Source organism: Nocardioides sp. 31GB23 (assembly GCF_040012395.1).
GTDB classification, from domain to species: domain Bacteria; phylum Actinomycetota; class Actinomycetes; order Propionibacteriales; family Nocardioidaceae; genus Nocardioides; species Nocardioides salarius.
This window is the reverse complement of the sequence record NZ_JBDYKJ010000061.1, coordinates 14,431-30,248: the sequence shown is the minus strand read 5'-3', so window position 1 is coordinate 30,248 and position 15,818 is coordinate 14,431. Positions and strand designations below refer to the sequence as shown.

18 protein-coding genes are annotated in these 15,818 nt (G+C 68.9%); 7 read left to right on the top strand and 11 right to left on the bottom strand.

The window, feature by feature from the left end; all coding sequences use genetic code 11:
- The first annotated feature begins 170 nt into the window (after window positions 1–170).
- From ABKW28_RS17595 to ABKW28_RS17585, 3 genes are read left to right on the top strand one after another with little or no spacing between them, the layout of a single operon-like run.
- Window positions 171–899 (top strand): hypothetical protein, encoded by a 729-nt coding sequence (locus ABKW28_RS17595; RefSeq protein ID WP_348612023.1) that lies wholly within the window; start codon window positions 171–173, stop codon window positions 897–899.
- A 16-nt stretch (window positions 900–915) separates the two neighbouring features.
- Entirely contained in the window at window positions 916–2,562 is a 1,647-nt protein-coding gene (locus tag ABKW28_RS17590; protein ID WP_348612020.1) for an NADH-quinone oxidoreductase subunit M, read from the top strand.
- A 3-nt stretch (window positions 2,563–2,565) separates the two neighbouring features.
- Window positions 2,566–4,410, top strand: a complete 1,845-nt coding sequence (locus tag ABKW28_RS17585; protein ID WP_348612017.1) for an NADH-quinone oxidoreductase subunit N — start codon at window positions 2,566–2,568, stop codon at window positions 4,408–4,410.
- Window positions 4,411–4,575: 165 nt separating this feature from the next.
- On the opposite strand, the gene ABKW28_RS17580 is transcribed toward ABKW28_RS17585, so the two are convergent.
- Window positions 4,576–5,187, bottom strand: coding sequence for a TetR/AcrR family transcriptional regulator (locus ABKW28_RS17580; RefSeq protein WP_348612014.1), 612 nt, complete (start codon window positions 5,185–5,187; stop codon window positions 4,576–4,578).
- Between the two features lie 20 nt (window positions 5,188–5,207).
- On the opposite strand from ABKW28_RS17580, the gene ABKW28_RS17575 reads away from it, so the two are divergent.
- A complete protein-coding gene (locus tag ABKW28_RS17575; protein ID WP_348612011.1) occupies window positions 5,208–6,665 on the top strand; it encodes a hypothetical protein in 1,458 nt (485 codons plus the stop codon).
- Between the two features lie 158 nt (window positions 6,666–6,823).
- Here the strand turns inward: ABKW28_RS17575 and ABKW28_RS17570 are convergent, their stop codons facing one another.
- Window positions 6,824–7,285, bottom strand: a complete 462-nt coding sequence (locus ABKW28_RS17570) for a DUF2752 domain-containing protein (RefSeq protein ID WP_348612008.1) — start codon at window positions 7,283–7,285, stop codon at window positions 6,824–6,826.
- A gap of 384 nt (window positions 7,286–7,669) precedes the next feature.
- On the opposite strand from ABKW28_RS17570, the gene ABKW28_RS17565 reads away from it, so the two are divergent.
- Window positions 7,670–8,386, top strand: a complete 717-nt coding sequence (locus ABKW28_RS17565; protein WP_348612005.1) for a M23 family metallopeptidase — start codon at window positions 7,670–7,672, stop codon at window positions 8,384–8,386.
- A 385-nt stretch (window positions 8,387–8,771) separates the two neighbouring features.
- Here the strand turns inward: ABKW28_RS17565 and ABKW28_RS17560 are convergent, their stop codons facing one another.
- The 9 genes from ABKW28_RS17560 to ABKW28_RS17520 all read right to left on the bottom strand — a co-directional run bounded on the left by ABKW28_RS17560 (window position 8,772) and on the right by ABKW28_RS17520 (window position 14,308).
- Window positions 8,772–9,125, bottom strand: a complete 354-nt coding sequence (locus ABKW28_RS17560) for a maleylpyruvate isomerase family mycothiol-dependent enzyme (protein WP_348612002.1) — start codon at window positions 9,123–9,125, stop codon at window positions 8,772–8,774.
- A complete protein-coding gene (locus ABKW28_RS17555; protein ID WP_348611999.1) occupies window positions 9,074–9,406 on the bottom strand; it encodes a maleylpyruvate isomerase family mycothiol-dependent enzyme in 333 nt (110 codons plus the stop codon). Before ABKW28_RS17555 ends, ABKW28_RS17560 begins: the two co-directional genes overlap by 52 nt.
- Window positions 9,403–9,891 (bottom strand): SRPBCC family protein, encoded by a 489-nt coding sequence (locus ABKW28_RS17550; protein WP_348611996.1) that lies wholly within the window; start codon window positions 9,889–9,891, stop codon window positions 9,403–9,405. The genes ABKW28_RS17555 and ABKW28_RS17550 overlap by 4 nt, the downstream gene beginning before the upstream one ends.
- Window positions 9,888–10,226, bottom strand: a complete 339-nt coding sequence (locus ABKW28_RS17545) for a metalloregulator ArsR/SmtB family transcription factor (RefSeq protein WP_348611993.1) — start codon at window positions 10,224–10,226, stop codon at window positions 9,888–9,890. Before ABKW28_RS17545 ends, ABKW28_RS17550 begins: the two co-directional genes overlap by 4 nt.
- A 198-nt stretch (window positions 10,227–10,424) precedes the next feature.
- Window positions 10,425–11,396, bottom strand: a complete 972-nt coding sequence (gene lgt / locus ABKW28_RS17540; RefSeq protein ID WP_348611984.1) for a prolipoprotein diacylglyceryl transferase — start codon at window positions 11,394–11,396, stop codon at window positions 10,425–10,427.
- On the bottom strand, window positions 11,396–11,650 hold the full coding sequence (locus tag ABKW28_RS17535) for a hypothetical protein (RefSeq protein ID WP_348611981.1): 255 nt from the start codon (window positions 11,648–11,650) through the stop codon (window positions 11,396–11,398). The genes lgt and ABKW28_RS17535 overlap by 1 nt, the downstream gene beginning before the upstream one ends.
- A gap of 438 nt (window positions 11,651–12,088) precedes the next feature.
- Window positions 12,089–13,039 (bottom strand): M56 family metallopeptidase, encoded by a 951-nt coding sequence (locus ABKW28_RS17530; protein WP_348611978.1) that lies wholly within the window; start codon window positions 13,037–13,039, stop codon window positions 12,089–12,091.
- On the bottom strand, window positions 13,032–13,379 hold the full coding sequence (locus ABKW28_RS17525) for a BlaI/MecI/CopY family transcriptional regulator (RefSeq protein WP_348611975.1): 348 nt from the start codon (window positions 13,377–13,379) through the stop codon (window positions 13,032–13,034). Before ABKW28_RS17525 ends, ABKW28_RS17530 begins: the two co-directional genes overlap by 8 nt.
- 47 nt (window positions 13,380–13,426) lie before the next feature.
- On the bottom strand, window positions 13,427–14,308 hold the full coding sequence (locus ABKW28_RS17520) for a hypothetical protein (protein WP_348611972.1): 882 nt from the start codon (window positions 14,306–14,308) through the stop codon (window positions 13,427–13,429).
- Between the two features lie 105 nt (window positions 14,309–14,413).
- On the opposite strand from ABKW28_RS17520, the gene ABKW28_RS17515 reads away from it, so the two are divergent.
- Window positions 14,414–14,989, top strand: coding sequence for a TlpA disulfide reductase family protein (locus tag ABKW28_RS17515; protein WP_348611969.1), 576 nt, complete (start codon window positions 14,414–14,416; stop codon window positions 14,987–14,989).
- The gene (locus ABKW28_RS17510) at window positions 14,986–15,807 is read left to right on the top strand and encodes a cytochrome c biogenesis protein CcdA (RefSeq protein ID WP_348611966.1); all 822 of its coding nucleotides are present in this window, start codon (window positions 14,986–14,988) and stop codon (window positions 15,805–15,807) included. The genes ABKW28_RS17515 and ABKW28_RS17510 overlap by 4 nt, the downstream gene beginning before the upstream one ends.
- Window positions 15,808–15,818 lie beyond the last annotated feature (11 nt).

Below are 15,818 nucleotides of genomic sequence, written 5' to 3'. Positions count from 1 at the left end.
CCACTCCCGCGACCACCCCCGCGACCACCCCCGCGACCGACCGGGCGACCGCGAGCGCGAGCGCGAGAGCCGGCACGGGCGCAGACTCCGACGCACAGCCCCCTGAGCAGCGCCTTGCACAGTTGAGTGCCCAGTTGAGTGCACCGCCCGCTGTCCCTGGCGTTGGAGCGATGGCCCCCGACGTCGTTTCGCCGGCGTCTGGTCGGATTGCCGCAGCGACGTGGACGGCGGTGCCGCCCCTTGCGTTGGGTGCAGCCGTGCTCGGGCTGGTGGTACTGCTGCCCCCGGGCCAGTGGCTGCGTGAGCAGCTGGATGAGCCCGGCGTGCCGGGTCCCAGCGTCGCCGAGCTGGCTGTCTCGGGTGCGGTGGCTCTCGCCGTGCTCGGTGCCATGGTCCTCGCCGGTTGGCGCAGGCGTCGTTCCGCCAGCCGCGCGGTGCACCCTGGAGTCGCGCCGCGCGCCCATCTGCAGAAGCGGCAGCCCGGATCCGAGGACGGACCCCAGTTTGGATCCCAAGCTCGACCGGAGGCCGGACCCCTAGACGGAGCGTCAGCTGCTCGGCTGTCGAGCTGGGTGGGGGAGTGGTTCCGGCTGGAGCATTGGACACGCCGCGCACTAGTGGCCCCCACGCTGCGGCTAGCGAATCTCCTCGCTGCGTTCGACACACGCGTCCTGGACCGTGGAATCGACGCCAGCGCGCAGGCGACGCTGCGGCTCGCGGACCGGATGAGCGCCCTCGACGTGCGCCGGGTCGACGGGTTGGTCGAGTCGTTCGGTCGTGCGATGCGCCGGCTGGGGGAGCTGGCGCGCCGCCCGCAGACCGGGCAACTCCATGAGTACTACGCACAGGCCGCCGCGCTGCTGCTGGTCGGCCTGATCCTCTTGGTCGTGATCGGATGAAGTCGAAGGTGCCCTCATGCTGAGTCTCATCGTCTGGTGGCCCCTGGTGGTCGCCCTGGTCCTGGTGGCCGCCCCGGCGTTGTCCGGTGCTGCCTCGAGGTGGGTGTTCGTCGCGGCTACGACTGTCGAGCTCGCCTTGATCCTCGGCATGTGGTCGGTCTACGAGACGCCCGCCGCGGGCACGCTGGCGTTCGAGGAACAGGTCGAGTGGATTCCCGGAGTCAACAGCAGCTACCACCTCGGCATCGACGGGCTCTCCCTGCCGTTGCTTGCGATGACGGCCGTGGTGTTCTTGGCCTGCGCCGTGTACTCGACCGCTTCCACCCGCCGGACCCCCGAGCCCGAGGTCGCACACGCGACTCGGGAGCGCGTCGCCGCAACAGGAACGGCGACAACAGGAACGGCGACACCGGGTACTGCGACACCGGGTATTGCGGCAACCGGCGGTCGCGGGGACGTTCGCGGGCGCGGCGCCGGTGGTGGTCGGGCTCGGGTGAACTCTGCGCTGTTCTTGTTCATGCAGACGACCTGCATGGGCGTGTTCGCCGCACAGGACCTGATCGTGTTCTTCGTGTTCTTCGACCTCTCGATCGTCGGCATGTACTTCGTGATCGCCGGGTGGGGTCACGGCGACAACCGTCGCTCGGCATTGAAGTTCTTCCTCTACACCTTCCTCGGGTCCCTGGCGTTGCTGCTGGGATTCATCGGCCTCTACATTGCCGCCGACCCGCACACCTTCGACATGGTCGACCTCGCCGCGCAGGCTCCGCTTCAAGGCCAGGGAGTTACCGGGGGGCTGGTGCTGGCGGCCATTCTGGTGGGTCTCGCGGTCAAGACCCCCACGGTCCCGTTCCACACCTGGCTGCCGCCCGCGCACACCGACGCCCCGGCCACGGGCTCCGCCGTCCTGGCCGGGGTGATGCTGAAGCTGGGCACCTACGGGTTCGTCCGGGTCGCGATGCCGATGCTGCCCGACGCCTGGCAGGCCTGGGCCTGGGTGATCATCACCGTCGGCATCGTCTCGGTGATCTATGGCGCCCTCGTCGCGCTGGCCCAGACCGATCTGAAGAGGATGATCGCCTACACCTCGATCAACCACATGGGCTACGTCGTGCTCGGTCTGGGGACAGCGGGACTCATCGGCGGTAGCACGAGCGCGGTGCGCGAGACCGCGGTGACCGGCGCGGTCTACCAGATGGTCTCCCACGGCCTGATCACCGCGGCTCTGTTCCTCCTCGCCGGGGTCTTCCGCGACCGCGCCGGCACCTACGACCTCCATGCCTACGGCGGCCTGGCGGGCCCGGCGCCACGGCTGTCGATGCTGTTCGTCCTCGCCGCGTTCGCCTCGCTCGGGCTGCCCGGTTTCACCGGGTTCATCGCCGAGTTCCAGATCTTCACCGGCAGCATCGCCGTCGCCCCGGTGACCGCGGTGGCGGTCGTAGGGATCCTGCTCACCGCAGGGCTGTTCCTCCGCGCCTACCAGCTGATCTTCACCGGCCCGGCGCAGGGCAAGACGAGCGGGTTCGCCGACCTGCGACCGGCCGAGCTGTGGTCCGCAGGCGGCCTGATGGTCCTCGCAGTCGTCTTCGGCATCATTCCCCGGCCGCTGCTCGACGTCATCGAACCGGCCGCGCAGACGATCGTCGACCTGGTCGGGAGGTAGGCCATGGTTGGAGCAGATGGGGGCGGCGTCGCGCTGCTCGTCGGCGCCGCCCTCAACTCGAGGACCGCGATGGGTTCGGGGACGGGCTCGGAAACCGATGGCGGCATGGGAATGGACATGGGGATGATGCAGCCCGGTGCGCTGCTCCCCGAGATCCTGCTCCTGGGCGGCGCAGTGGTCTGCCTGCTCGGCGGATCATTCCTGCCCCGACAGCGCCAGTGGGTAGCCCGCATCGCGGCTCTGACGGCGTTGGTCGCCGCCGCGGTCGCCGCCGCGTTCGACTTCGCCGGCGAAACCCTGTCCGCGTTCGACGGCACCTTCACCGTCGACACGCTCACCGGGGGAGCGCGACTGATCATCGTCGCCGCAACCGGCCTCGTCATCCTGCTCGGCACCGACGAGCTTTCCGGCGATCCCCGTGAATCGGAGACCTACAGCCTGATCCTGCTCAGCGCTCTGGGCGCCATCGTGCTCGTCGGCGCCAACGACCTCCTGATCCTCATCACCGGATACCTGCTTGCCTCGATACCCCTCTACGGTCTGATCGGCCTCGGCCGCACCGCCCGGTCCGCCGAGGCGGCCATGAAGACCTACCTGATCGGAGCCCTGCTGGGTATCGGGCTGATGCTCGGCGTCGTCGTGCTCTACGGGCTGACCAACACCACCGCCTACACCGACCTCCCCGACCGCCTCGCGACCGCCCCCACTGCCGCCGTGGCGTTCGGCACCATCGCGGTCCTGGGCGGACTGATGTTCAAGGCCGGCGGCGTCCCAGGACACTTCTGGGTCCCCGACGCCACCCAAGGCAGCACCACCACCGCCGCCGCGTTCCTGACCACCGTCCCCAAGATCGGCGCGGTGATCGCCACCTACCGCCTCGTGACCCTGCTGCCCGACACCCTCGAGTGGCCCGTCCTGATCGCCCTCATCGCCACCGCCTCCATGACGCTAGGCAACCTCGCCGCCTTCGGCCAGGACGATCCTCGTCGACTGCTGGGATGGTCGACCGTCAGCCAGGTCGGCTACGCCCTCGTGCCGGTCGCCGTCGCCGGGCACAGCGACCTCGCGGCTCCCTCAATGCTTCTCTTCCTCACCGCCTACGCCGTCACCAACACCACCGCCTTCGCCGTCATCGCCGCCTGCCCGAACCGACGCACGCTGAACGACTACCGCGGAATGATCTCGACGAGACCCGCCCTGGCGATCGCGCTCCTGATCGCGCTGCTCGGCCTGGTCGGCACCCCGCCGACTGCCATCTTCGTGGGCAAGCTGACCACCGCTTCAGCAGCCTGGGACGGCGGACTCGCCTGGCTAGCCCTCGCCGTACTCGCCAACTCGGTAGCCAGCCTGTACTACTACCTGCGCTGGATCATCCCGACCTTCACCACGTCCGACACCACTCGGTCCGACGTCGCTGGGTCCGAGACAGCTCGTGCGTCGGGCCAACCAGAAACCCTCGCCCCCGCAGCACAGCCCGATCACGCCGAGCACTCAGATCAGAGTTCCCACCACATGCAACACTCCAGCCACCGACACCTCAGCCAGCCCGACCCGAGCGATCACGGCGGCCACGGCACCGCGAGGGCTGCGCAAGACGCGGGATCCTCAACGACAGACCTGGAGCACTCGGCGGCGACCCACAACAAACGGCCTGACCCGGCTGGATCAGTGATCAGCGCGTCGGCCAGCGGTACGGACACGCAGCCAGAGGGCGCACACCAGCATGCGGGCGCCACGTCTCGCTCGGTGAGTGCCGTGATCCTGATCGGGGCAACGGCAAGCATTGCGATCGGCGTTCTCGCCGGACCGGTGTGGGATGCCTTCGCCGGCTCCGTCGCGGGCCACTGACCGCTACCCGACATTTCTCCCGGGCAGGTGTACTGGCCGCTTCGTGGTCGGGGCGGTCAAGAAGGCTGGCTCGAGCGTGTGGACGCCTGACAGGGCCCGTGGGGGCGGCGCGCTTAGGCGGAGGGGGCGACTTCCAGCATGGCTAGGTTGAAAGGGAACTGAATGCTACTCCGTGAGGGTGGTCACGCGCTGGTGGGAGGCAGGGCCGAGGGCTCCGTGGAGGACCAGGTCGATGATCGCTTCGGCCGTGATGGAAGCGCCCCAGCCGTGGGCTGCGCGGAGATGGATGTACCCCCATCCGACCAGGTTGAACAACACCGTCGCGGTGATCGTGGGGGAGAGATGGCGAAGGCTGCCGTCCACGGCGCCATCGCGTAGCAGTCGTTCGAACGGCTCGGCGAACACCTCCACCACCATGGCGTCGGGCCCGGGCTGATGGAAAACCTCGCCGCCGGCGAGGAAGAAGCCAGCGAGGACATGCAGGTGCTGGTCAGCGGTCGCACACAGCGCGCCAAGAGCGATCCGAAGGCGCTCAGCAGCGGTTCCCGACTGCGCCAATGCGGGCAGCATCGCCCTGGTGTAGGTGTCGGCGGCCTCGGCCGTCACCGCACCGATCAGATCCTCACGAGTGACGCCACGTCGGTAGATCGTCGCGCGTGAAATCCCCGCCTCGGACGCCACCCGCTCGAGCGTCAGCTCGTGCAGACCCCAGCGAGCGATCGCTGCAGCAGTCGCATCCAACAGGGCCTGGTCGACGACACCTTGACGCGTAGACATACCACGATCATAGTTGAGATGTGTCCGTCTCATATGCGAACAGATCCAGTCTCAACCTCCCGTCGCCGCTCGGGTGGGCGGTCTGCGTCGCCGGCGGCGTCGGCATCTTCGCCACCTATTGGGACGAGGCCTGGCACACCGACATCGGCCGCGACAGCTTTTGGACCCCTGCCCATCTCCTGCTCTACGGTGCCATGGCCGTTGTGGGCCTCTCCATCGCCGCGTGGGGAATCCGCGTGTTGATGATCTTGCGCTCTCCGCGCCGCGCCGCGGCGCAGCTCCCCGTGCTGGCGGCATGCCTTGGTGGAGCTGCTGCGTTGGCAGCCGCGCCCATCGACGCTGCCTGGCATCAGGCCTTCGGCCGGGACTCCGTCGCATGGAGCCCGCCGCACGTCCTGGTGATCTTCGCCGCCACCTCAATCGCGCTCGGCGCCCTGGTCGGTGTCGCCCCCGGCGCACGAGCTCTGCGCGCTGCAGCCGGCACTCTACTGCTGGCGAACGCCTCGACGGTGGTCTTCGAGTACGAGACCGACGTCCCCCAGTTCAGCGAGACCCTCTACCTGCCGATCCTCCTGGTCGCCGTCCTGGTCGTGGCCAGCCTGGTCCACCGTGTGGTGCCTCTACGCGCGCCCGTCACCACCACTGTCCTGGCCTACGCCGCCCTGCGGCTGATGATCGCCTCGATCCTCGCACTCCTCGGACGCAGCACCCCTGACCTGCCACTCGCCGTCCTCGGTCTCGCCGCCTACGACCTGCCCCTGCGCGGCCAGGCCCAGCGTCTCGCCGCCGCGGGCACGGCCACCGCGGCCGCCGCGTGGGGCGCCTCCGCCCTGGGTCTCGCCAGCCAAGCCCCCGACGCGGTCGCGCTCACTGCGATACCCGCCATTGTTGTGGGCGCACTCATCCTGCTCGGCACGCGCCGCTGGACCCGCGTCGCTTTGCCCGCGACCCTCTTCCTCGTCGCGTCCAGCACCGTCCTTGCGGCCACGGCCGACCGGGCCGTGGCCCACGACCCCGGCGAGGGCACCAAGGTCACCGACCTTCTCCTCTCCGCCCACAGCGACGGCCGGGGCCGTATCGCGATGCAAGCGCGCCTCGACGACGACTGCGACCACGCGCGTCCGCTCCGGCTCCTCGCCCGCCGCGCCGGCACCACCGTGGCCGCCCCGCTGTCTCCCGACGGTCCCTGCAACTACGCCAGCACGATCACTGTCACCGAGCCCGGACGCTGGTTCGTCTACGTCGAGCTCGCCTACGATGGCCGACGCGCCGAGGCGTGGCTGCCCGTGGAGTCCGGCGACGTCGAGACGCTCACCGAGACGCGGGAGCTGTACCTGCCCGTCGGCGCCGAACCAAGCCAGGACGCAGGCCAGATCATCGCCGGCGTCCCGATCTATGCCATCGGTCTCACCCTCCTCGGTCTCGGGATAGCCGCCGTCCGCCGGAGTGCCCAAGAGCCCCATCCGGCGGGCGGTTGAACTAGACACCCTCCGCGCGCCGGATGGGGATGGTCAGTGCGTCAGAGGGGACCCCTGGGTGCACGGCCCTCACGGGTAACAAGAGCACAACCAGGGCAGGAGCTGCTTGGTGCTGCGGGTGTCTCATCGCGTGACTACTCGACTCCGGCGCCGAGGTCTCAGTAGGGCTTGAGCAGGAGGTCCGCGCGCCCTTGCTGGCGTATCTCGAGGGCGATGGTGGCGACCGCCGCCACGGCTAGTGCGATCCGGATACGACGTGGCGTCCACGCAATCTGGACGTTGAGCCATCGGCGTCCCACGATCCCCAGGCCAAGCCTGGCAACGGCGGCACCTGCGGCGATCGTCGCGAGAATCCCCAGGGGGTTGTACTTCCACGCTTCGGCAAGATTGCCCTGAGCGGTAAAGCGCGCGGCTCTGGTGCCTCCGCACAACGGGTCCATGATGCCCATTCGGTGCAGTGGCCCGTGGAGGTCGACCGGGGGCAGTCCATACAGAGCCATGGCGGTGGCCGCCGCCAGTCCGAGGACACCGATCCAGGTGACGGTGCGCCACTGGTCTTTTCGAGACCACTCGACCCTGATGGCCGCGTGCCCATCGGTGGTTGCCTTCGCTGGTTCCACGCGGCTGCTCCTCCTGATCTCCCTCGGTCCGACACGCCGGACTGGATCGCCCGAGGCAATCCTACTATGGTGAATAGTAGAGAGCGGTGGCCTCCACCACGGTGGGTGCCCGGCTCTTCCCCGTTACGGGCACCCACCACTTCGTCGCCTGAGCAGGGTGCGTTGTCGGCGACGGAAGGTGCGGAGTTGGGGCGACATCGCGCGGGTGAGCCCGGTGGCGCGGCCGCGGCCTACAACGGCGCAGGCAAACGGCGCAAGATCGCGGAAGCACCCCCACGCACCCTCCCGGGCCAACACAGGAAGAGCCGATCCAAGAAGACGGGACGCGGCGGTGAGCACACAGGGCGACACGCTGCTCCACCGCGCGAGTTCCCAGGAGGTCGCGTGGCTGGTGTCGCCGTGCTCGTCGGTGCCGTCAGCCTCACCAGCTCGGCCAGCACCTTGGCCCCCGAAGAGTCGTGGCTGGACGCCACCAGGGCAGTCGACGCGCTTGCCGCTCCGGCCCCTCCGAGCGCTCCGACCCCTTCGCGCTTCGCCACCGTCAGCCGGTCCGCCCAGCGGTCCGAGGGGGACCAGGCGGGTGCGGCCGAGGCAACGCGAGCGGGCGTGGGCACGGCAGTCGATCAGCAGGCAACCCGCCGCTCACGGGCGTTGGCGGCACTGGGCCGCCAAGCGCGCTCCTACGCCCGTGAACTGGCCTCAGAGCGCTGGGCGCTGCCCTTGACGAGGTATCGGATCACGGGCACGTTCGGCGAGACCAGCTACCTGTGGAGCACAGTCCACACTGGCTTGGACTTCGCCGGCCCGACGGGCACCGACATTCACGCGGTGGCCTCCGGCAAGGTGATCGAGGCTGGGTGGGCTGGCTCCTACGGCTACCGAACGATCGTCGAGCTCGAGGACGGCACCGAGCTCTGGTACTGCCACCAGTCCAGCATCGCCGTCGGTGTCGGTGACGTCGTCGCGCGAGGCCAGGTGATCGGCGCGGTGGGCAGTACCGGAAATGTCACCGGCCCGCACCTGCACCTCGAGGTGCGTCCGGCAGGCGGTGATCCAGTGGACCCGGCAGTGGCTCTCGCGGAGCACGAAGCGGCGCCGTAGGGCCTGGGGGAGAGCGGTGCGCGATCTGAGTGTCTACGTGTTCATCTACCCCAACAGCGGGGCAGGCGAGTCCCGGTCCAGGCGTCCAGCTCGTCGCTCCAATGGCGGCTGCTCACCCTGCCTACCCCTGCCCGCCCTGCCCGGCGACGGCTCGTGCGGCACTCACGTGGCATAGGGGGCGGGGAACTGATGCAGTCGGAGGGAGGCTCGCGAGGGGGTTGTTCATCTCGAAGTAGCGTCGCGCGCCCGACTCGACAACTGTTGCGGATTCAAGCTCGGGAGGGATGCGTGCAGCAGCAAGCAGAACGGGTCGTTGTGGGGGATAGACCTGCACAAGAGGGCGGCCACCAGTGACGTGAAGTTCGTACCTGACCGGCAGCGCGTCCTATCGGCCTTCGACTCGGCTGTGTAGCGTCGCCAGCCCCTCGCCTTCGAGCTCGCCCAGCGCGGCTGGCCGGCCGGCGACAGCCATCAGGAGCGCTTCGCCCGTCCCGCAGACCTCGGGCCCGTCACCTGTGGACCAGTCGACGTCAGTCGCCGCGAGTTTGAGGCCACGGCGGTTGCTCTTCGACGGCAGGGTCGGCGCGCCGAGGGAAAAGTCGAGCACCGGCACGAGCCGCTCCTCGGGGATGGTGCGCGGCATGCCCAGCGCGCGGCGGATGTCCTGGTGGTGGATCGTCCCGTCAGTCAGCGCGATCCCCGCGCCATCGCCGCAGTCAGCCCGCGAGGGCGTTGACACCTGGCGACGAGGTCGAGGACAGCGTCAGGATCGAGGTCCCGATACCGGCTCAGGGCAACCTCGTTCACCGTCCCGGTGCGCAGACCGCCGCGCAGAAAGATCGCTGCGGTCTGGAGCTTGGTGAGCTCGTCGTAGCTGACGACGTGGGTCGCGACCTGTCGGACAGACCAGTCGGTGCACAGAGTCGGGCTCTCCCACTGCGCCGGCGTCAGTTCGCGCAGCAGGGCGAGGAGATCGCCACGCTCTTGGACCGCGTACGGCGTGAGGTCCGGTCTGCTCACAGCGCCTCCAGGTCGCCGCGGGTCAGCGCGTCGTATCGGCCGAGGTAGAGGGGCCAGCCGTCCGGTGCGTCGAGGCCCTCGCGCAGGGACTCCCAGCCCGGGCCGTGGCGTTCGATGTGTCGGTGGGTCAAGGTCACGCGGGTCCGGTCGTTCCCTTCGGGGGTGAAGGTGACCTCGACCTCGCTGGTCCGGTCGAGGTCGGTGGTGACCTGCCAGTCTGGTCCGATGTCCCAGCTGAACGCGATGGTGTGGGGTGGGTCGAAGGTCAGGACCCGTCCCCAGCGGCAGATGCTGCCGTCGACGCCGCGGTCGTATACGTCGCCTCCGGCATGCTGCTCCAGCACGGTTTCGGCGATGGGCACGGCGAGCATGTTGTGCTCGCGTGGCTTGATCTTGTCCAGGTCGGCGAACTTCCAGAACGCCTCGTCTGGTGGGAGGTCGACCAGCACCTCGTGCTGCACGGCCCCGTCGGACTGCACCGTCACCCGATCTCCTGCTGTCGGTCGCCTGGGCTCGAGGCGAGATTCCCCAAGGCGCCGGACCAGAACTGGTCCAGCTGCCGCCGATACTTCTCAAGCCGTGCCGCGTCGATCCTGTAAACCCGGTTGCGGCCGACCGGCTCGTCGTGGACCACCCCGGCCTCACGCAACACCTTCAAGTGCTGACTCACCGCCGGCCGGCTGATCGGCATCTCCTCGGCCAGCTCGGCGACCGTGCACGCGCCGGCCGAGAGCCGCTCGATGATCGCCCTCCGGCGTGAGTCGCCCAGTAGCGCCCACGCATCAGACTGGTAAGTCACCACGAACGCGTAAGTTACCACTTACCCGATCGTGACGCTACCGACAGATGCCGCGACCTTGACACCGAGCGAGCCATGGTCGCGCTGTGCGTGGGCCGGCGTCTCCCGGAGCTGAATGACCACCGTGGGGTCCGCGCGGTTCTACGTGCCCGCGTAGGCGTGCAGCCCCGCCGGGCCCTGTAGGGCTGCATGTGGCGGAACGGAATGGCGGCGAAGTCTTCAAGGCGAGTGTCGGCGACGTCTGCCCAGCCGGCGGTCGCTCGGGGCCAGAGGTGGCCCGGGTATCGGTCGATGCTGCTGGTCATGTCGTGGGCCAGTGGCATCATCAGGAGGGCCTGTGGTCGCCGCGCCGTCGGCGGCGCCCTCGGCCGAGGCACCAGACATGATGTCTGCGCCGCTCGCTCGGCGGGTCGCGACCACGAAGTACGCCGCGGCCGCGACGAAGACGACGACGCTGGTCCACACGTTGAGTCGAAGCCCCAGGACGTGGTTCACGGTGTCGATACGGAGGTACTCGATCCATCCGCGCCCCAAGGTGTAGCCCATCACGTACACAGCGAACAGCCGACCGCCGGCGATGCGATAGCGCGCCTCGACCCAGAGCACGAGACCGACGACCCCCAGACTCCACAGCGACTCGTAGAGGAAGGTGGGATGGAAGGTCGCGAACTCTTCGTAGCCGGACGGTCGCCGGTCAGCAGAGATCTGGAGCCCCCATGGAAGATCGGTCGGGCCTCCGAAGAGCTCCTGGTTCCACCAGTTGCCCCAGCGCCCGATCGCCTGAGCCAGTGGAATGGCGGGCGCGAGCACGCCGGCGACCGCGGCGAACGAGATGCCGGCGCGTCGTGCGCCGATCCACGCCCCCAACGCCCCGAGAGCGACCGCTCCCCAAATCCCCAGGCCGCCCTGCCAGATGAAGAGCGCCTCGACGGGGCGGCGGCCGGACCCGAAGTACAGCTCGGGATCGGTGACGACGTGGTACAGCCGACCACCGATGATCCCGAACGGCACTGCCCACAAGGCGATGTCCTGGATGGCGCCCGGCCTGCCGCCGAGGCGCGTGCACCGCTTCTCGGCCAACCAGATGGCCGCAACGATCCCAGCGATGATGCACAACGCATACGCACGAACCGGGAGGGGCCCCAGGTGCCAAACACCCTCGCTCGGGCTCGGTATGGCCAACGCCGTCATCAGATGCGGGGGTTCGGGTCCATGACGATGCCACCGACCACGGCGAGCGCGATCGCCATCGGGTAGCCGAGCAGTAGGTCCTGCCATCCCATCGAGATGGGGAGGGGGCGCCAGCCGGCGTGTGCAACCAGGTGCTGGCCCGCTACCAGCGCTGCCAGCCCGAAGAGCGACCACGACGCGATCCGGCGCTTGCTCCAGCCCGATAGCTGCTTGTTGACGTCGCTGCTCTTGGCGCGGCGACGGATGCTCGCCATCACGCACTCCTTTCGTCGGAGAAACCAACTCCTAAGAAGGATAGTAGTTCGGCCTGAAGATGACGTGCGCTGGCGCCTGGCCGTCAGGTGACGAGCAGGCACCGCCCCCTCGCGCCGGCCCACCCCCTGCTGTGAGGGCGATCCGTGACGTACGTGCCTCACGGTGGCCGACCGTGCTCACGGAGACCGTCGCCGCCGAGGCGGGGAGCGCAACACGAGTGCCCTTCGCAGAGCCCGGTCGGCTGTCTTACTGGGCCCACGGCGCCGCTGCCATCGTCGTCTTGCGGGGGGAGGCGTAGTCACACGCGGGCCCTTGGCCCGGACGCCGTGGCCTTCGCGTCGGCCAAGCGCCCATTCAAGGAGCGTGAAGTATCCGTCCCCCGGTGGGCAAGCCCGGCTGTCCCGGCGGCGGTTCCCCCGGCTCCGGTCATGGGGCCGTTAGGCCACGCGGCACAGACCTTCCCAGGCGATAGCAAGCGCGGGGCCTGCTGCCAAGGCCAACGGGACGACGACCGCCGCGACGATGCCAGTGCCGGTCAGCGCTGAGGCGACGAGCGGCATGCGGCGCGGCCGGCCGGTCAAACGCGTCAAGCGCTGCTCGACATCTTGGGCGCTCGCGGCCAGTGTGCCGTTCGGCGCGGGAAGGAGGGCAAGTCGTGCGAGCGCGTCACGTAGCGGGCCCGCGCCGACCCGGCGGCGAGCGCTGTCGTCGGCGCATAGCTCGGCGTAGTGGCGCACCAGAGGCATCGCAGCGCGGAAGGCTGGGAAGAGCGGGGCCAGCGTGCCGAACAGTGCGCGACATGAGACCAGGGCGGTGTGGTGACGCTGGCGAAGGTGGGCGTGCTCGTGGGCCAACACGGCCTTGAGCTCGGCCGGCCCGAGAGTCGCAAGCAAGCCGCTGGTGATCACGACGCGGTGGTGTCGTCCGCCGATGCAGAAGGCATACGGTGCGCCGTGCTCGACGACCAAGGCGCCCGGCACGATGTTGCGGCGGCCGACCATGTCGAGGGCGGCCACACGTGTGGCCCGCTCCCGGTGATCGGTGATGGAGGCCCGCGTGGTGCACCACAAGACCCGGGCCGCCAACACCAGGGTCACGGCCACTCCGACCAGCGCGGTCAGTGCCCCTCCCGGTGATGCGTAGCTGTGCTGGAAGGTCTCGGCACACAGGTTGAACAGCGCGGCGAGGTCGGCGTTGACGTGCGGGAAGGAGATCGCCAGCGCTAGCCCAGCTGCGGCCAGCGCGAGGAGTACCGACACCGCCAGGGACTGCCAGGCGGCGATGGCCAATCGCGGGGCAAGACCTGGCCACCGAGCCTCGCGGAGCCATCCCGCACCGAGGGTTCCGGCGACGGCCGCGTAGGTCGTCAGAAGCAGTGCGCTAATCATCGAGGGCCCGCTTGAGCTTCTTGACCTGGGCAGCGCTCATGTTGTCGAGGAACCGCAGCAGCGTCACTGAGCTGTCGCCGCTGTCGTTGAGAAGCTCGTGCATGAGCTCGGCGGTGTGGTTGGCGCGGTCCTTGGTGGGCCAGTAGCGGAAGGCTCGCCCCTCCTTCGCCCTGCTGAGGACTTCCTTGCGGTGCAGGTTGTCCATCACCGTCATCACGGTGGTGTAGGCCAGCGGAGGGTCGCGGTCGATGCGCTCGAGCACCTCACGGACGGTCAGCGGCTCGGCTGCGGACCAGAGGTGGTCCATGATCACGGCCTCGAGGTCCCCGAACGGACGCATTGGCGCAGTCTTCCTTCCTCGGCCCAGCCAGCCCAGTCAGTGCCTGGCTAGGACAGCGGGTCCCACTGGGTCCCCACTTGCTCGTACACGTCAGCCCGGTCGCCATCGAGTGCTGCGACGACCAGCTTGCCCTCCGCAGTGTAGAAGGCGGCACTGGTGCCGCCAGGAATTGCCGCCGAGGCCCAGTCTGTGCCGCCGTCGGTGCTGACCTGGGCGTCGCCCGTCCCAATGACGAAGAGGTCTACTCCTCCTTCGCCCACCGCGACCGACATCGAGCCGGTGCCGCTGCCGAGGGCCGTCCAGGTGCGCCCACCGTCGGTGGTCTTGACGGCGCCGTCGCGCATCGACGACGCGATCGCAACGTCGGAGTCGGACGGGTCCACCCAGATCGTGCCCATGATGTCGCCTCGCTGCGGCGCCCGTTCCTCGAACGTCTCGCCGCCGTCAGCGGACACGAAGACACCACCTTCCGGTGCGGACAGGTAGATCACCTCGCCCGCACCGCCCAGTCCATGAGCGTCGGAGACCGGCAGCCCGGCGACCTGATCGAACGTCGCTCCATCGTCTGTGGAGGCGTACAGGCCCTCGTGCCCACCGGCAAGCAGCCTGCCGTCGGCTGCCGCCCAGCCCATCACGTCCTTGTTGGCCAGCGATTCGATCTGCCTCCATCCACCCGAAGGATCTCGGTAGCCGGCACCCCCGTGGCCTGCCACGAACAACCGACCGGCGCTCCCGGCAACCGCATGCAGGTCGCTGCCGACCAGAGGGCCCGAGTCGGTGGTGGCGACATCACCGGAGCCACCACTTGACCGCTGGGTCAGCAGCGTACCCACCACAATCACCAGGACGGCGACGAGAAGCAGCGGCACGACAACCCGCCTCGCGCGAGGCGAAAGGCCAAGGATGCGGTCGCTGCTGGGGCCGGTCATGGAAGTCCCGTCTGTTGTTGATCGAGTGTTGATCGAGTTTCCGGCGCTCAGGCGCGCCCCGTACTATCCACTAGGCAACATAGTAGATGGTTGGAGGTGCGTCGCGTGCTGCGAAAGGCGCGAACGATCGTTGTGATCCTCGTGATCGCCGCGGTCCTCGGGGGCGGCTGGTGGCAGTGGCAGGCGGTTCGGTCCCAGGCCCGCACCACCGACGTCGGGGGAGTGGGTGTGACCCTCTACCCCGGGAACGAAGGCATTCCGCTTCCCGACATCAAGGGCAGGACCATCGCCGGAGACACGCTCTCCCTAGCCGACCTACGGGGGTATGTGGTCGTCCTCAACGTGTGGGGATCGTGGTGCGCACCCTGCCGGGCAGAGGCACCTGACCTGGCACAGATCTCTGCGGACACCGCCGGACGAGGTGTCCGGTTCGTGGGTATCGACGTACGCGACAACCCTGCCGCCGGACGAGACTTCGAGCGCGAGTTCTCCATCACCTATCCCAGCTTGGATGACCAGAACGGGCTCGTCCTAGCCGCGTTCACCGGCATCCTGCCCGTCAGTGCGGTCCCCTCCACGGTCGTGGTCGACCGATCAGGTGTGATCCGAGCCCGCAACATCGGGCAGATCGACGCCACCACGCTGCGCGGGCTCATCGAGGACGCGGAGGGTCCCGAATGACCGCGGCATTGTCCATCGGCACCACGATCGCCGACGGCCCCCTTCTCGTTGCCGTCCTGATCGCGGTCGTCGCCGGAACGGTCTCCTTCCTCAGCCCCTGCTGCCTACCCCTCGTGCCCGGGTACCTCGCCTACGTCACCGGCGCAGCCGGCGCGGACGCGACGCGGGAGCCCAATGCCCTTCCCGGCGACTCCAAAGGCGCGACCGCGATCCGCCAGTCGAGTGCCCCGACGCGATCTACCGCCGTGGGCGGTACCGCCCTGTTCGTGCTGGGCTTCGCCGCAGTGTTCACCAGCTATGGCGCCCTCTTCGGCACCCTGGGCAGCACCTTGATCCGCCACCAAGACCTTCTCGTCAGGGTCCTTGGAGTGCTGACCATCGTCCTGGGCCTGATGTTCGCCGGCGTTCTCGGTGCCGTCCCGGGGGTCTCGCGAACGTTTCGTCTTCGCTACCAGCCGAAGGTCGGTCTCGCCGGAGCTCCCGTGCTCGGGGTCATGTTCGGTATCGGCTGGACCCCCTGCATCGGACCCACGCTGGCGGCCGTCCTATCTCTGGCCACCACGACAGGCACCGCCGGCCGGGGAGCGATGCTCTCCTTCGCATACAGCCTGGGGCTCGGCATCCCGTTCCTCTTGGCGGCCCTGGGTGTCAGCCGTGCCTTTCGGGCGTTCGCCTTCGCGCGAAGGCACGCGCGAGGGGTGATGCGTGTTGGTGGTGCCATGCTGGTGGTCCTCGGCGTGTTGCAGGTGACCGGGATCTGGAGCGCGTGGCTGGCGAGCCTGCGCACTCTGATCGGCACCTGGCAGGTGCCTTTGTGATTCGTGCCCGA

What these genes read in the sequence shown, in the direction of transcription:
- ABKW28_RS17510 (WP_348611966.1), top strand. Translation starts at nt 14,986, where the DNA reads ATGACCGCGGCATTGTCCATCGGCACCACGATCGCCGACGGCCCCCTT.
- ABKW28_RS17535 (WP_348611981.1), bottom strand. Translation starts at nt 11,650, where the DNA reads ATGGCGAGCATCCGTCGCCGCGCCAAGAGCAGCGACGTCAACAAGCAG.
- lgt (WP_348611984.1), bottom strand. Translation starts at nt 11,396, where the DNA reads ATGACGGCGTTGGCCATACCGAGCCCGAGCGAGGGTGTTTGGCACCTG.
- ABKW28_RS17520 (WP_348611972.1), bottom strand. Translation starts at nt 14,308, where the DNA reads ATGACCGGCCCCAGCAGCGACCGCATCCTTGGCCTTTCGCCTCGCGCG.
- ABKW28_RS17590 (WP_348612020.1), top strand. Translation starts at nt 916, where the DNA reads ATGCTGAGTCTCATCGTCTGGTGGCCCCTGGTGGTCGCCCTGGTCCTG.
- ABKW28_RS17580 (WP_348612014.1), bottom strand. Translation starts at nt 5,187, where the DNA reads ATGTCTACGCGTCAAGGTGTCGTCGACCAGGCCCTGTTGGATGCGACT.
- ABKW28_RS17585 (WP_348612017.1), top strand. Translation starts at nt 2,566, where the DNA reads ATGGTTGGAGCAGATGGGGGCGGCGTCGCGCTGCTCGTCGGCGCCGCC.
- ABKW28_RS17595 (WP_348612023.1), top strand. Translation starts at nt 171, where the DNA reads ATGGCCCCCGACGTCGTTTCGCCGGCGTCTGGTCGGATTGCCGCAGCG.
- ABKW28_RS17530 (WP_348611978.1), bottom strand. Translation starts at nt 13,039, where the DNA reads ATGATTAGCGCACTGCTTCTGACGACCTACGCGGCCGTCGCCGGAACC.
- ABKW28_RS17525 (WP_348611975.1), bottom strand. Translation starts at nt 13,379, where the DNA reads ATGCGTCCGTTCGGGGACCTCGAGGCCGTGATCATGGACCACCTCTGG.